Source organism: Leucobacter massiliensis, assembly GCF_002982315.1.
Classification (GTDB): domain Bacteria; phylum Actinomycetota; class Actinomycetes; order Actinomycetales; family Microbacteriaceae; genus Leucobacter; species Leucobacter massiliensis.
Window position 1 is genome coordinate 195,218 of the sequence record NZ_MWZD01000017.1, and the last position, 12,590, is coordinate 207,807.

The window sequence follows — 12,590 nt, forward strand, 5'->3', positions numbered from 1 at the left end:
CTCCATGACTGCCCAGACGCGCACCGCCTCGCTCGACCGCACCACGAGCGAGTCGCAGATCAGCCTGAGCCTCGACCTCGACGGCAGCGGCGCCTCCGACGTCTCGACCGGAGTCCCGTTCTTCGATCACATGCTCACGGCGTTCGCGCGGCACTCGCTCACGGACCTGACGGTCCGAGCCGAGGGAGACGTCCACATCGACGTGCACCACACCGTCGAGGACACGGGGATCCTGCTCGGGCAGGCGATCCTCGAGGCCCTCGGAGACAAGCGCGGCATCTCGCGTTACGGCGACGCGCTCGTCCCGCTCGACGAGGCGCTCGCCCAGGCCGTCGTCGACATCTCGGGCCGCCCCTACCTCGTGCACTCGGGCGAGCCGGCCGGATTCGAGTTCCACCTGATCGGCGGTCACTTCACGGGATCGATGGTGCGGCACTTCTTCGAGGCGCTCACGCTCAACGCCCGGCTCACGGTGCACCTGAAGCTGATCGAGGGGCGGGATCCGCACCACATCGCCGAGGCCGAGTTCAAGGCCTTCGCACGCGCCTTCCGGCAGGCGAAGGCGCTCGACCCGCTCGTCGCCGGCGTCCCCTCCACCAAGGGAGCCCTGTGACCGCGAAGCGGGTCGTCGTGCTCGACTACGGCTCGGGCAATGTCCACTCGGCGGTGAAGGCGCTCGCCCACGCGGGCGCCGAGGTCGAGCTGACCCGGGACCGCACCGCAGTCGCGGAGGCGGACGGGCTGCTGGTGCCGGGCGTCGGCGCGTTCGACGCGGTCATGCGCCAGCTCCGGGCCGTGCGCGGGGACGAGCTCATCGACCGCCGCCTCGCGGGCGGCCGGCCCGTGCTCGGCATCTGCGTCGGCGAGCAGGTCATGTTCTCCCGCGGCGTCGAGCGCGGCGTCGAGACCGAGGGCCTCGCCCAGTGGCCCGGCAGCGTGCGCGAGCTGCGCGCCCCCGTGCTGCCCCACATGGGGTGGAACACGGTCGAAGCGCCGGCGGGCACGGCGCTGTTCGACGGCATCGAGGACGAGCGCTTCTACTTCGTGCACAGCTACGCCGCCACCGAGTGGACGCTGGAGGGCCGCGGTGAAGCCACCCGCCCGCTCGTCACCTGGGCCGAGCACGGCGAGCGCTTCGTCGCCGCCGTCGAGAACGGCCCGCTCAGCGCCACGCAGTTCCACCCCGAGAAGTCGGGGGAGGCGGGGATCCGCCTGCTGCGCAACTGGATCTCGACGCTCTAGCGCGATCGACCGCACCATCTTCGACCCCAGCCCCGAAGGAGACCCCCACCCATGACCGAGCTCGCGACCGGCCCGCGACTGCAGCTGCTGCCCGCCATCGACATGGTGGACGGCAAGGCCGTCCGCCTCACGCAGGGCGAGGCGGGCACCGAGACGAACTACGGCAGCCCCGTCGACGCCGCCCCCGACTGGGTCGAGCAGGGTGCGGAGTGGATCCACCTCGTCGACCTCGACGCCGCCTTCGGACGCGGCAGCAACGTCGCGGTGGCGCGCAAGATCATCAAGCGCGCGGGGTCGGTGAACATCGAGTTCTCCGGCGGGATCCGCGACGACGAGAGCCTCGAGGCGGCGCTCGACATGGGGGCCAGGCGCGTCAACCTCGGCACCGCGGCGCTCGAGAACCCCGAGTGGACGCGCGCCGTGATCGCCCGCTACGGCGAGCAGATCGCGGTGGGCCTCGACGTGCGCGGCGAGACCCTCGCCGCGCGCGGCTGGACCGAGGAGGGCGGCAACATCTGGGAGGTGCTCGACCGGCTCGAGGACGCGAACTGCCCGCGGTACGTGGTGACGGACGTGACGAAGGACGGCACGCTGCGCGGGCCGAACATCGAGCTGCTCAGCAAGGTGTGCGCGCGGACGGACCGCCCGGTCGTCGCCTCGGGCGGCGTGTCGAGCCTCGACGACGTGGCGGCGCTGCGCGAGATCGTGCCGCTCGGCGTCGAAGGCGCCATCGTGGGCAAGGCTCTCTACGACGGCGCCTTCACGCTCCCGGCGGCGCTCGACGTGGCCGGAAGGCCCTCCTAGGGCGCCATGGCGATCAAGAAGCTCCCCTCGACCGGCGACGCGCCGCGCTCGACCGGGGTGCCCGAGAGCCTGGTCCCGGGCGGCGCCGCCGACTCGGCCGGCTTCCCGTGGGCGGGACGCACCTTCGAGCATCACGAGACCGCCTTCGCCGGGGACGACGGCCGGGCGCCGCAGGCGTTCGCCGAGGCCGTCGAGCGCCTGCGCGGCGCGGCGAGGGCGGCGACGCCCCACGCCACCGCCGATGCGCTCGCGGAGCTGGCCGAGGCGCACGCCGAGGCGCTCCTCGCGCTCTCCGCGAGCCGGGTGCTGATCCCGCTGCTCGCCGAGGCGGGCGGCACGGGGCTCACGCCCGACGGCCGCACCGTCGACAAGTCGCAGGAGCTCTCCATCGTCACGGTCGCCTCTCCGGACGGCCGCACCGTGATGCCCGTGTTCAGCTCGGTCGGCACGATGCGCGCCTGGCACGCCGAGGCGCGGCCGATCCCGGTGCCCGGCCCGCAGGCGGCGCTCGCCGCGGCGCAGGAGCAGACCGAGCTCATCATCGTCGATCCGGGCACGCCCGAGCGCGAGTTCGGCGTGCGGCGCACGCAGCTGGAGGCCGTGGCGCTCGGCGAGCGGACCGCCCCCGCCTGGGCCGACCCGCGCGTCCTCGACGCCTTCCGGGCCTCGCTCGCGGGTGAGGACCGGGTGCTCGGGATCGCCCTGCTGCCGGGAGACCCGCAGGCCCGCCTGCTCGCCCCCGAAACCGATGTGGTGCTGCGGATCGCGGCCGGTCTCGACCGCGCCGCGCTCGGCGGTCTCGTCGGCGAACTGCAGCAGCGCTGGGCGCGCGACGCCGTGATCGCGGCGCGCGTCGACTCGCTGCGGGTGCGCCCCGTGGCGGGTTGAGGCGCGAGGATCACGCGAATCCTGCTACGCTCGCGGGGTATTTCGGGAAACGTGAAGGAGTTCTCAGTCATGCCTCAGCGCACGACCGCCCCGTCCAATGCGTCCGCCGCACCGCCGCGCGCCGAGTGGACCGGGCAGTTCGGCTTCATCCTCTCGGCCATCGGATCCGCGGTAGGGCTCGGCAACATCTGGCGCTTCCCCGGGGTCGCCTACGAGAACGGCGGCGGCGCCTTCCTCATCCCCTACATCGTGGCGCTGCTGACGGCGGGGATCCCGATCCTCTTCCTCGACTACGCGATCGGGCACCGCTTCCGCGGATCCGCGCCGCTCGCGCTGCGCCGCATCGCGGGGCGCTTCGGCGAGGGCATCGGCTGGTTCCAGGTGATGATCTGCGTGTTCATCGCGATCTACTACACGGCCGTGCTGGCGTGGGCGGCGAGCTACTTCATCTTCTCCTTCGATCTGCGCTGGGGCGATGACGCGACCGGCTTCTTCACCGGGGACTACCTCCGCCTCGCCGACAGCAGCTTCACACTCGACTTCGTGCCGGCGGTGCTGATCCCGCTCGTCATCATGTGGCTCCTCACCATCGCGGTGCTCGGCGCCGGCGTGGTCAAGGGCATCCAGGCGGCGAACCTCATCGCGATGCCGCTGCTCGTCGTGGGGTTCCTGATCCTCGTGGTGCGGGCGCTGTTCCTGCCCGGCGCGGTGGACGGGCTCAACGCGCTCTTCACGCCCGACTTCGCGGCGCTCGCCGATCCGACGGTGTGGATCGCCGCCTACGGCCACATCTTCTTCTCGCTGTCGGTGGCCTTCGGCATCATGCTGACCTACTCCTCGTACCGGCGTCGCCGCTCGAACATGACCACGCCCGGCCTGGTGGTGGCCTTCGCGAACTCCTCCTTCGAGATCCTCGCCGCCGTCGGCGTCTTCGCCACGCTCGGCTTCTTCGCCTTCCAGCAAGGCATCGCCGTCGATCAGCTGGAGGGTCTCACCGGGGTGGGCCTCGCCTTCATGACCTTCCCGGCGATCGTCGCGGAGATGCCCGGCGGCCAGTTCTTCGGAGCGCTGTTCTTCGGGTCGCTGGTGCTCGCGGGCCTCACCTCGCTGATCTCGATCCTCGAGGTGATCCTCGCCGGAGTGATCGACAAGTTCGGGATCCCGCGCCGCACGGCGGTGTACAGCATCGGGGGCGGGCTCGCGATCGTGTCGATCCTGCTGTTCGGCACGAGCACCGGGCTGATCGCGCTCGACACGATCGACAACTGGGCGAACAACATCGGCATCGTCTCATCGGCGATCGTGATGACCGTGACGGTGCTGTGGGTGCGGCGTGCGGGCGGCGAGCTCAGCCGGCACCTGAGCGCGCTGTCCACCTTCCGGGTGGGGCGCGGCTGGCTGTTCTTCGTCTCGCTCGTGGTGCCGGTGGTGCTGGGATTCATGCTCGTCGCCACGATCCGGCAGCTGTTCCAGGAGCCGTATGGCGGCTATGACGAGCTGTACCTGCTGATCGCGGGATGGGGGTCGATCGCGATCATGGTGATCGGGGCGATCGCCCTGACGGCGAGTCCGTGGCGCTCCGATCCCGAGCGCTTCACACCGTGGCCGTCGCTGCCGGTCTCCCGCGCGGCCGGCGCTGAGGGAGGTGCGCGATGACCCCGATCGCGATCGTGTTCCTGTGCCTGTCCATCGTCATCGTCTGGGGCGGGCTCGTCGCCAGCGCCGTGTTCCTCGCGCGCCGTCCGGAAGTGGACGAGTACCCGCCCGGCGGCGAGGAGGCGGATCCCGCGGAGGGACCGCACTTCCCCATGCGCGACACCTGATCGCCGAGAGCGGCCGGGCCGCGACGGGCCGTGCCGCGACGGGGCGTGCCGCGCCGGGCCGTGCCGCGACGGGGCGTGCCGCGCACGGGGACCCGGCGCACCGCGCGCGGCTCAGAACACGTTGAGCAGCACCACGTAGCACGCGGTGCCCGCCGCGATGCTCAGCAGCGCGCGCCGCTTGCACGTCAGGTGCACGATCACGGTGACGGCCGTGGCGGCGGCGATCGCCCAGAGGTACCCGGGCCGGGCGAGGATCTCGTCGCGCAGCACGGCGATCACGAGGATGCACAGCAGGCCTGCCGGCATCCAGATCCCGAGGCGCTGCACGAGCCGGGAGCGGCGCAGCGGCTTCAGGATCGCGAAGGGCAGGGCGCGCAGCCCGAAGGTGATGAGGCCGCTGATCGCGATGGCGGCGATGAGGTAGGGGATCGCGGCCTCGGTCACGGTCACGATGCGTCCTCCCGGGCCGGCCCCGCCTGCGCGCCCCGCCCGGTTCGCCGCTCCGCCCACAGCGACACCCCGAAGCGGAGCACGAGCAGCGCGGTGAAGAGCGCGAGCCCCAGCAGCAGCGCCGCATCGGGGGCGAGCAGGATCGCCGCTGTCATGGCGAGGCCGGCCAGCACCACCGAGGGGATCTCGCGGCGGCTGCGCACGGCGTCGAGCGTCATCACGATGAAGAGGGCGTAGAGCGCGAACTCGAAGCCCTCGATCGGCTCGGGCAGAGCGCTCGCGATGGCGACGCCCAGCAGGCCGCCCGCGACCCAGTAGGCCTGCATGGCGAGCTGGCCGGTGACGATCCGGGCCGAGCTCAGGCGCTCCGCCGGGATCAGGGCGTAGGTGGCGTAGGCCTCGTCGATGAGCGCGTAGAGCGAGTAGGCGCGGGGGAGACCGGGGCGGACGCGGCCGAGCGGGAAGGAGAAGGCGTAGAAGACGTGCCGGAAGTTCAGCGCGAACACCGTCGCCGCGATGGTGAGCAGCGGCGTGCCCGCCGAGAGCAGGCTGACCAGGAGCAGCTCGACCGAGCCCGCGAAGACCCCGACGGAGAGCGCGGGGGCGAGCCACCAGGGCAGGCCCGCCTGCACGACGAGCATGCCGAGCGCGACGCCGAGGGGGAAGATCCCGATGCCCACGCCCAGCGAGTCCGCGAGGCCGGCGCGACGCTCGGACGCCGGGGCGGCGTCGGCAGGGGCGAGGGGAGCGGGCATGGAATCATTGTGCCGCAGAGAACGAGCGCAGCGCGTGTGCGCCGACGATCGTGCGGGGTCGGGCCGGTTCATGCCGGGCCGGGGATGGAGTGTGCCGAGGCTGCCGGCACAGGGACCGGATCGGGGCCGCCGCCGTCAGATGACCGAGCCGGTGTACTTCTCTCCGGGGCCCTTGCCGGGCTCGTCGGGAATCGCCGAGGCCTCGCGGAAGGCCAGCTGCACCGAGCGCAGCCCGTCGCGCAGCGGACGTGCGTGCGAGTCGCTGATCTCGGGGGCACCGGCCGTGATGAGGCCCGCCAGGGCGTTGATGAGCTTGCGCGCCTCGTCGAGGTCGGTCTGGGTTTCCGGGTCGTCGGCGAGCCCGCACTTGATCGCGGCGGCGCTCAGCAGATTGACCGCGGCCGCGGTGATCACCTCCACCGCGGGCACCTCGGCGATGTCCCGCGCGGCCTGCGCGGCGGCATCCGCCTCCGGGTCCGGTGACGGGGCGGTGGGCAGCGGGTTCTCGGTCATCTCGTCCTGACTGTATCGGCGGCTGGTGTGCTAGGATGGTCCGTGGTTCTCGGTGTCCTACCGAGATGCGGAAGTGGAGATTCTCCCACCCGGCACCGCCTTCTAGGTTACCGGGTAGTTGGCACCCCGTCGCTCACGCGGCAGCTCAAGGGTGCGGGCGGCGCGTGCGCGGCCCTGATCTCCGTCCGTCGCTCCCCGAGCGACCATCACCCGAGATCAGAGGAGCCTGCGATCAGCGATCCCCGTACGAATGACAGAATCCGCGTCCCCGAGGTGCGACTGGTTGGACCCAGTGGCGAGCAGGTCGGTGTCGTGCCGATCGAGACTGCGCTTCGCCTGGCGGCAGACGCCGATCTCGATCTCGTCGAGGTTGCCCCGAACTCGAAGCCGCCCGTGGCGAAGATCATGGACTTCGGCAAGTTCAAGTACGAGGCCGCCCAGAAGCAGAAGGAAGCCCGCCGCAACCAGGCGAACACGGTCCTCAAGGAGGTCCGCTTCCGCCTGAAGATCGACAAGCACGACTACGAGACGAAGACGAAGCGTGCCGTCGGCTTCCTCTCGCAGGGCGACAAGGTGAAGGCCATGATCCTGTTCCGCGGCCGCGAGCAGTCGCGTCCCGAGATGGGCGTGCGCCTGCTGCAGCAGTTCGCGGAGGACATCGCGGAGTTCGGCACCGTCGAGTCGTCGCCGCGCATCGACGGCCGCAACATGGTGATGGTGATCGCCCCGCTGAAGAACAAGTCCGAGGCGAAGGCCGAGCAGAACGCCCGCCGCGCCGAGGAGAAGGCCACCCGCAAGGCGGACAAGGCGGCCGGCGCCACCGCCGGCGAATAGATCTGCGGCGGGCTGCCCACGCAGCCGCGCCGTGTACGACGCAGCCGTTTTCGGCGCGCACACGACAAGGAGAAATCGATGCCCAAGCAGAAGACCCACTCCGGGGCCAAGAAGCGCTTCAAGGTCACCGGATCCGGCAAGCTGATGAAGCAGCAGGCCGGCATGCGCCACAACCTCGAGGTCAAGGCCTCGAAGCGCAAGCGCCGCCTGAACGCCGAGCAGGTGCTCGCCAAGGGCGATGCCAAGCAGGCGATGAAGCTCCTCGGCCACTGATTACGGCCCGTCACCACCCAAGACTTTTCGTAAGGAAGAACTGAAATGGCAAGAGTCAAGCGGGCCGTCAACGCCCACAAGAAGCGTCGCGTCATCCTGGAGCGCGCCGAGGGTTACCGCGGACAGCGTTCGCGCCTCTACCGCAAGGCCAAAGAGCAGGTCATCCACTCGCTCGTCTACTCCTACAACGACCGCCGCAAGAAGAAGGGCGACTTCCGCCGCCTGTGGATCCAGCGGATCAACGCCGGCGCCCGCGCCAACGGGCTCACCTACAACCGCTTCATCCAGGGCCTCGGCCTCGCGGGCGTCGAGGTCGATCGTCGCATGCTCGCCGAGCTCGCCGTGAACGAGCCGAAGGCCTTCGCCTCGCTCGTCGAGGTCGCGAAGAACGCGCTCCCCGAGGACACCTCGGCCCCCAAGGCCGCCTGAGTCCCCTCGCTGCTCAGCCCCGCCGTCCGGTCCCCGGGCGGCGGGGTTTTGCGTTCCGTGCGGGTGCGTCTCGGCGGCACCCCGCTGCGGCGCGGGTGCCGGCCGGGCGCGCCGCCCTCCCGCGCTAGGCTGGTGCGGTGAGCACGCCGAACGCCGATGAGACGATCCTGAGCAATCCGAAGGCGCTGCGTGTGCGCCGTGCGGCGGCACTCGCGCGCAAGAAGGAGCGCGTCGCGCAGGCGCGCTTCCTCGTCGAGGGGCCGCAGGCGGTGCGGGAGCTGCTCGTGCACCGGCCCGAGCTGGCCGAGACGGTCTACGCGACGCTGGGCGCGGTGAGCTGGCAGCACGAGATCGACCGGCTCGCCTCCGACGCGGAGGTGCGCCTGGAGCGGGTCTCCGACGAGGTGCTGGCCGCGGTGAGCGAAACGGTGCATCCGCAGGGCGTCGTGGCCGTGGCACGCACGTGGAGCACGCCCGTGAGCGAAGCGGTACGCGGCGCACGGCTGGTGGCGGTGCTGCACGAGGTGCGGGATCCGGGCAACGCGGGGGCGGTGCTGCGCGCCGCCGACGCGGCCGGGGCGGACGCGGTCGTGTTCGCGGGGGAGAGCATCGATCCCTTCCACCCGAAGGTGGTGCGCTCGACCACGGGGTCGCTCTTCCACCTGCCGGTCGTCGTGTCGGGCGGCCTCGACGAGCTCGCGGGGGAGCTGCGGCAGGCGGGGCTGACGCTGCTCGCGGCGGACGTGCGGGGAGACGATCTGCTCGGCGCCCGCTCCGAGGGGGTGCTCGCGGGAGCCGTCGCGTGGATATTCGGCAACGAAGCGCGGGGGCTGAGCGCCCAGGATCGGGCCCTGGCCGACCGTTCGCTGAAGCTGCCCATCTTCGGCGCCGCCGAGTCCCTGAACCTGGCCACCGCCGCGAGCGTCATCCTCTACGAGACCGCGTTTGCGCAGCGGAGAGACGCGTGAGCCCTCCACCGCGCGCTGCCGCTGCGGTGCTGCGCGCAGCGGCAGCGCGCCCACGGGCGGGGATCAGCCGCCTTCGAGCAGTGCCGCGCCGATGAGCTCGCCCGGCTCGAAGCCCGGGAGGATCGCGAAGACCGCGGAGCCGGTGTGCGTCACCCACTCGTTGAGCAGGTCCAGCTCGTCGAGGCGGCGCTGGATCGGCACGAACTGGCGCAGCGGGTTCCGCTGGTAGCAGGCGAACAGCAGGCCCGACTCGCCGCCCTCGTCGTAGTTGGCGCCGCGCCGGAAGATGCGCTCGGAGGGGTCCTCCGAGTGCGCGCGCCTCGCGTGGGCAAAGCTCGGGATCACCGGCAGGCCTTTCGCGTCCTTCGCCTCGAAGTCGATCGGCGTATGCTCCTCGGCCTCGGGCGGCGCCGTGAGCGGCGATCCGTTCGACAGGCGCCTTCCGATCGTCTGCTCGCGGGCGACGCGTCCGATCTGATCCCAGGTGTCCAGCTCCATGCGGATACGCCGCAGCACGAGAGCGCTGCCGCCCCTCAGCCAGGCCGGGCCGTCCTCTCCGATCCACACCAGCTCCTCGAAGCCCGATTCCGAGGGGTCGGGGTTGACGGTGCCGTCGATCTGCCCCATGAGGTTGCGCATCGTCGTACCGTCGGCTTCGGAGCCCCGCGCCTGCCGGAAGCCCTGCTGGCTCCACAGCGGCGTGACGAAGCTGCGCAGCTCGCGGTCGATCATGCGCGCGGCGTGGGCGAGCGGCAGCGGATCGTCCGCCTGGATGAGGATCAGCAGATCGCCGCCGTCGTGTGCGCCGTCGAGCCGGTCACGCTCGAAGGCGGGCAGCGGAGCCAGCCACCCGGGAGCGGTCGCGCCTGCGCGCGCGACCAGCCCGGGGCCGACGCCGACCGTCACGGTGAGCTTCGAGGGTCGTTCGGCGAGCTCCGGCTCGGAGTCCGCGAGCGGCGCCACGCCGGCGGTGAGCCCCTCCACATCGCCGGTGAGGATCCGGAACAGGCGCGTGAGCGCGGCCCGGTCGACCCCCTCGCGCAGCGCGTAGGCGACGTAGCGCACGTGAGCCGCGGGCGCGGTGACGATGCCGGCCTGGTGCGGGCCGTGGCAGGGAAGGGTATCGCCCCCGAAAGGTTCCGCCTCGCGGCTTCCGGCGGTGACGGCGGCTCCCGAACCCTCCGGCGCCCGCTGCACGCCGAGCGCCGTCGCGATGCCGATCGCGGCGCCGACCCCGGCGCCGACGGCGCCGCTCGTGAGCAGGGCGCGCCGGCCGAAGCGCCGCGGCCCGGGGGCCGCGGACGCTTCGCCGGCGGCCGCGTCGTGGGCGCCGGTGCTCGGGGGTGCGGTGCTCGGGCTAGTGCCCGGCATCGGCGTCGCCGTGTGAACCGTCGCCGTGCGAGTCGTCGCCGTGACCGGCGTGCTCCCCGCCTGAGCCGGCGTAGTTCTCCTCGCCGCTCGCGACGTCCTTCGCGAGCACGGTCAGCGTCAGCTCCGAGCCGTCGTCGAAGCGCAAGGTGAGCGGCACCTCGTCGCCCGGCAGCAGATCCTCGCTCATGTCCATGAACATGATGTGGTTGCCGCCCGGTTCGAGCGCGACGGAGCCGCCCGCGGGGATCACGAAGCCGCCCTCTTTCTCCTGCATCGTGGCGGAGGTGCCGGTGCCGACCGTTTCGTGGAGTTCGACCGCGCCCGCGATGCGGCTCGACGCGCTCACGAGCGTGCGGTCGGCCTCGCCGTGGTTGTCGAGCGTGCCGAACACCGCGGTCATGCCCGATCCGGACTTGGCCCAGCCGTCGTGCAGGCCGACGGCCTCGGACGCGGTCTGCGCGGCCTCGGCGGTCTCGCTCGTGGCGGGGGTGCCGGAGCCGGCGGCGGGGGAGCCGCTGCACCCGGTGAGCAGCAGGCCTGCGACGAGGGCCGCTGCGAACGCGGAGGCGCGGACGGCGGGGCGCTCGGCGGCGCGGACGGTGCGGGCGATCATGCGCGGTCTCCCCGGTCGTCGGCGGCGGTGCCGGACTTGTCGGTGGCGCTGCCGTTCGCGGGGCCAGCGGGGCCCTGCGCATCGGCGGCCATGCCGCGCTCCCGGCGTCGGCGGCCAACGGTCAGCGCGGCGACGGCCACCGCGATCACTGCGACGCCGCCGACGACGATCGCGATGACGACCCCCACCGGGGCCTCCTGCGTCTCCCCGGCGACGGCCTCGGGCTGCGCGGCGCCTTCCTCAGCGGGGGCGCTCTCCGTCTCCTCACTGTGCTCCGCGGTGCCGGCATCGTCCGAAGCGGCCTCGCCAGCGGCGGTGCCGAGCTGGACCGTGGCGTCGCCGCTCTCGGGGACGTTCAGCACGAAGAAGCCCTCGATGGGGTGGCCGTCGCTCGACACGACGCGCCAGGCGGCGTCGTAGGCGCCGGGCGCGAGATCGGCGGTGAGGGGCTGCGTCACGTCGGGGCCGTCGATGACGGGATCCCCGTCGGTGACGTCGTCGCCCGCGTCGTCGGTGACGACGATCTCGGTGCCGACCTCGATGATGCTGTTGCTGAAGGTGAGGCGCACGGATTCGACGCCGCCGTCGGCGTCGGCGACGGGGACGACGCCGAGGAGCTCGTCATGGGCGAGAGCCGGGCTGGCGAAGCCGAGCACGGGGACGGCGACGAGGGCGGCGACCGCTGCGAGGCGGGCGAAGCGGCCCGTGCGGGGGGTGACTGGGGCGTGCGCGGGCACGCGTGCTGACTGAGACATGGGTCTCCTCGGTATTCTCCGGCATTGCCGGTTCGGCGCGTGGCGACGGCCACGGCGCGAGATGGGAAGGGTGAGTCTGCGGGTGCGGCTCAGGCCGCGATCGCGGGCGGGCCGCGGTGGCTGATGACCGCCGCGAGGAGGCGGGTGCGGGCCGAGACGACGGGCGCCCACGAGGTGAGCGCGGGCAGGCTCCGCCGGGCAGGCTGCGGGGCGAGGATCCGTGGCGCGGGGAGCGCGCGCCGGATCAGGCGGATGAGCGCGAGGAATGCGCGCTCGCCGCGGTGCAGCAGGGCAATGGTCAGCATCGCGGCGACGGCGTGGCCGAACCACATCGCGGCGCAGGCGGAGGCGTCGACGGCGGGCGCCGCGGCGAGCGCGGGGGTGCCGAGCGCCGCAGAGCCCAGCGCGTCCGCGCCGCTCGCGAGGCCGAGGTGCGCTGCGTGCGGAGACAGCGCCTCGGCGGGCGTGGCGCTGGCGGGGGCCGTGGCTCCTGCCGGGCCGCCGATCCACGAGAAGAGGCCGTGGTACATGAACTGCGATCCCGCGACCGCGATCCCGAGCCGCCACAGCGAGCCGATGCGCCCCGCGAGCACGGTGCAGAGCGGCAGGGCGAGGATCACGGTGGCGATGACGGCGAACCACGAGATCGAGCCGCCGGCGAGGCCGTGCGAACTCGCCGCGAGCACCGTCGCGATGCCGGCTCCCGCCGCTCCGCGCCACGCGCGTGCGGCACGATCCGGCCGCGCGTGGTCGAGGGTGCTCACGCCGCAAGTCTACGGGATGCCCCAGAATGGGAGTGCCGGCGCGGAGGCCGCGGCGATCGGGCCGCTCCGCCGTGTCCGGAGTCCCCCCGCCGGCTCGCGCCCTATGTG

The 12,590-nt window shown here is 72.5% G+C and carries 17 protein-coding genes; 10 read left to right on the plus strand and 7 right to left on the minus strand.

Annotation, left to right across the window (positions count from 1 at the left end; genetic code table 11):
* Nucleotides 1–4 precede the first annotated feature (4 nt).
* From hisB to B4915_RS07775, 6 genes are all read left to right on the plus strand, one after another.
* The gene (gene hisB, locus B4915_RS07750) at nt 5–613 is read left to right on the plus strand and encodes an imidazoleglycerol-phosphate dehydratase HisB (RefSeq protein WP_105805244.1); all 609 of its coding nucleotides are present in this window, start codon (nt 5–7) and stop codon (nt 611–613) included.
* Nucleotides 610–1,242 carry an imidazole glycerol phosphate synthase subunit HisH gene (gene hisH / locus B4915_RS07755; RefSeq protein ID WP_105805245.1) on the plus strand — a complete coding sequence of 211 codons (633 nt, stop codon included), beginning with the start codon at nt 610–612 and terminating at the stop codon, nt 1,240–1,242. Before hisB ends, hisH begins: the two co-directional genes overlap by 4 nt.
* A 51-nt stretch (nt 1,243–1,293) precedes the next feature.
* Complete coding sequence (priA, locus tag B4915_RS07760) at nt 1,294–2,046, plus strand: bifunctional 1-(5-phosphoribosyl)-5-((5-phosphoribosylamino)methylideneamino)imidazole-4-carboxamide isomerase/phosphoribosylanthranilate isomerase PriA (RefSeq protein WP_105805246.1); 753 nt, start codon at nt 1,294–1,296, stop codon at nt 2,044–2,046.
* 6 nt (nt 2,047–2,052) lie between these two features.
* Entirely contained in the window at nt 2,053–2,934 is an 882-nt protein-coding gene (locus B4915_RS07765; RefSeq protein WP_105805247.1) for an SseB family protein, read from the plus strand.
* 69 nt (nt 2,935–3,003) lie between these two features.
* Nucleotides 3,004–4,590 (plus strand): sodium-dependent transporter, encoded by a 1,587-nt coding sequence (locus tag B4915_RS07770; RefSeq protein ID WP_105805248.1) that lies wholly within the window; start codon nt 3,004–3,006, stop codon nt 4,588–4,590.
* The gene (locus tag B4915_RS07775) at nt 4,587–4,757 is read left to right on the plus strand and encodes a methionine/alanine import family NSS transporter small subunit (RefSeq protein WP_105805249.1); all 171 of its coding nucleotides are present in this window, start codon (nt 4,587–4,589) and stop codon (nt 4,755–4,757) included. Before B4915_RS07770 ends, B4915_RS07775 begins: the two co-directional genes overlap by 4 nt.
* A 111-nt stretch (nt 4,758–4,868) precedes the next feature.
* On the opposite strand, the gene B4915_RS07780 is transcribed toward B4915_RS07775, so the two are convergent.
* The 3 genes from B4915_RS07780 to B4915_RS07790 form a co-directional block, all read right to left on the minus strand.
* Nucleotides 4,869–5,207: a branched-chain amino acid transporter permease gene (locus B4915_RS07780; RefSeq protein ID WP_245907401.1), complete on the minus strand. Its 339-nt coding sequence runs from the start codon at nt 5,205–5,207 to the stop codon at nt 4,869–4,871.
* Entirely contained in the window at nt 5,204–5,962 is a 759-nt protein-coding gene (locus B4915_RS07785; protein ID WP_105805250.1) for an AzlC family ABC transporter permease, read from the minus strand. Before B4915_RS07785 ends, B4915_RS07780 begins: the two co-directional genes overlap by 4 nt.
* Nucleotides 5,963–6,097: 135 nt before the next feature.
* On the minus strand, nt 6,098–6,475 hold the full coding sequence (locus B4915_RS07790) for a DUF1844 domain-containing protein (RefSeq protein ID WP_105805251.1): 378 nt from the start codon (nt 6,473–6,475) through the stop codon (nt 6,098–6,100).
* A gap of 231 nt (nt 6,476–6,706) precedes the next feature.
* On the opposite strand from B4915_RS07790, the gene infC reads away from it, so the two are divergent.
* The 4 genes from infC (at nt 6,707) to B4915_RS07810 (ending at nt 8,979) form a co-directional block, all read left to right on the plus strand.
* Nucleotides 6,707–7,309 (plus strand): translation initiation factor IF-3, encoded by a 603-nt coding sequence (gene infC / locus B4915_RS07795; RefSeq protein ID WP_105805780.1) that lies wholly within the window; start codon nt 6,707–6,709, stop codon nt 7,307–7,309.
* Between the two features lie 78 nt (nt 7,310–7,387).
* Nucleotides 7,388–7,582 (plus strand): 50S ribosomal protein L35, encoded by a 195-nt coding sequence (rpmI, locus tag B4915_RS07800; RefSeq protein WP_105805252.1) that lies wholly within the window; start codon nt 7,388–7,390, stop codon nt 7,580–7,582.
* Between the two features lie 45 nt (nt 7,583–7,627).
* Nucleotides 7,628–8,011, plus strand: a complete 384-nt coding sequence (rplT, locus tag B4915_RS07805; RefSeq protein ID WP_105805253.1) for a 50S ribosomal protein L20 — start codon at nt 7,628–7,630, stop codon at nt 8,009–8,011.
* Nucleotides 8,012–8,148: 137 nt separating this feature from the next.
* Nucleotides 8,149–8,979: a TrmH family RNA methyltransferase gene (locus tag B4915_RS07810; RefSeq protein WP_245907402.1), complete on the plus strand. Its 831-nt coding sequence runs from the start codon at nt 8,149–8,151 to the stop codon at nt 8,977–8,979.
* A gap of 63 nt (nt 8,980–9,042) precedes the next feature.
* Here the strand turns inward: B4915_RS07810 and B4915_RS07815 are convergent, their stop codons facing one another.
* From B4915_RS07815 to B4915_RS07830, 4 genes are all read right to left on the minus strand, one after another.
* Entirely contained in the window at nt 9,043–10,350 is a 1,308-nt protein-coding gene (locus B4915_RS07815; RefSeq protein ID WP_105805254.1) for a Dyp-type peroxidase, read from the minus strand.
* Complete coding sequence (locus tag B4915_RS07820; protein ID WP_105805255.1) at nt 10,337–10,963, minus strand: copper chaperone PCu(A)C; 627 nt, start codon at nt 10,961–10,963, stop codon at nt 10,337–10,339. The genes B4915_RS07815 and B4915_RS07820 overlap by 14 nt, the downstream gene beginning before the upstream one ends.
* Nucleotides 10,960–11,718, minus strand: a complete 759-nt coding sequence (locus tag B4915_RS07825; protein ID WP_105805256.1) for a copper resistance CopC family protein — start codon at nt 11,716–11,718, stop codon at nt 10,960–10,962. The genes B4915_RS07820 and B4915_RS07825 overlap by 4 nt, the downstream gene beginning before the upstream one ends.
* Nucleotides 11,719–11,807: 89 nt before the next feature.
* Nucleotides 11,808–12,482 (minus strand): hypothetical protein, encoded by a 675-nt coding sequence (locus tag B4915_RS07830; RefSeq protein ID WP_105805257.1) that lies wholly within the window; start codon nt 12,480–12,482, stop codon nt 11,808–11,810.
* Between the last annotated feature and the right edge of the window lie 108 nt (nt 12,483–12,590).

Excerpts from the sequence above, each read along its gene's own strand:
- hisB (WP_105805244.1), top strand. The coding sequence starts at position 5 with ATGACTGCCCAGACGCGCACCGCCTCGCTCGACCGCACCACGAGCGAG.
- B4915_RS07820 (WP_105805255.1), bottom strand. The coding sequence starts at position 10,963 with ATGATCGCCCGCACCGTCCGCGCCGCCGAGCGCCCCGCCGTCCGCGCC.
- rpmI (WP_105805252.1), top strand. The coding sequence starts at position 7,388 with ATGCCCAAGCAGAAGACCCACTCCGGGGCCAAGAAGCGCTTCAAGGTC.
- B4915_RS07790 (WP_105805251.1), bottom strand. The coding sequence starts at position 6,475 with ATGACCGAGAACCCGCTGCCCACCGCCCCGTCACCGGACCCGGAGGCG.
- B4915_RS07765 (WP_105805247.1), top strand. The coding sequence starts at position 2,053 with ATGGCGATCAAGAAGCTCCCCTCGACCGGCGACGCGCCGCGCTCGACC.
- B4915_RS07815 (WP_105805254.1), bottom strand. The coding sequence starts at position 10,350 with ATGCCGGGCACTAGCCCGAGCACCGCACCCCCGAGCACCGGCGCCCAC.
- B4915_RS07785 (WP_105805250.1), bottom strand. The coding sequence starts at position 5,962 with ATGCCCGCTCCCCTCGCCCCTGCCGACGCCGCCCCGGCGTCCGAGCGT.
- B4915_RS07770 (WP_105805248.1), top strand. The coding sequence starts at position 3,004 with ATGCCTCAGCGCACGACCGCCCCGTCCAATGCGTCCGCCGCACCGCCG.
- B4915_RS07775 (WP_105805249.1), top strand. The coding sequence starts at position 4,587 with ATGACCCCGATCGCGATCGTGTTCCTGTGCCTGTCCATCGTCATCGTC.
- priA (WP_105805246.1), top strand. The coding sequence starts at position 1,294 with ATGACCGAGCTCGCGACCGGCCCGCGACTGCAGCTGCTGCCCGCCATC.
- rplT (WP_105805253.1), top strand. The coding sequence starts at position 7,628 with ATGGCAAGAGTCAAGCGGGCCGTCAACGCCCACAAGAAGCGTCGCGTC.
- B4915_RS07825 (WP_105805256.1), bottom strand. The coding sequence starts at position 11,718 with ATGTCTCAGTCAGCACGCGTGCCCGCGCACGCCCCAGTCACCCCCCGC.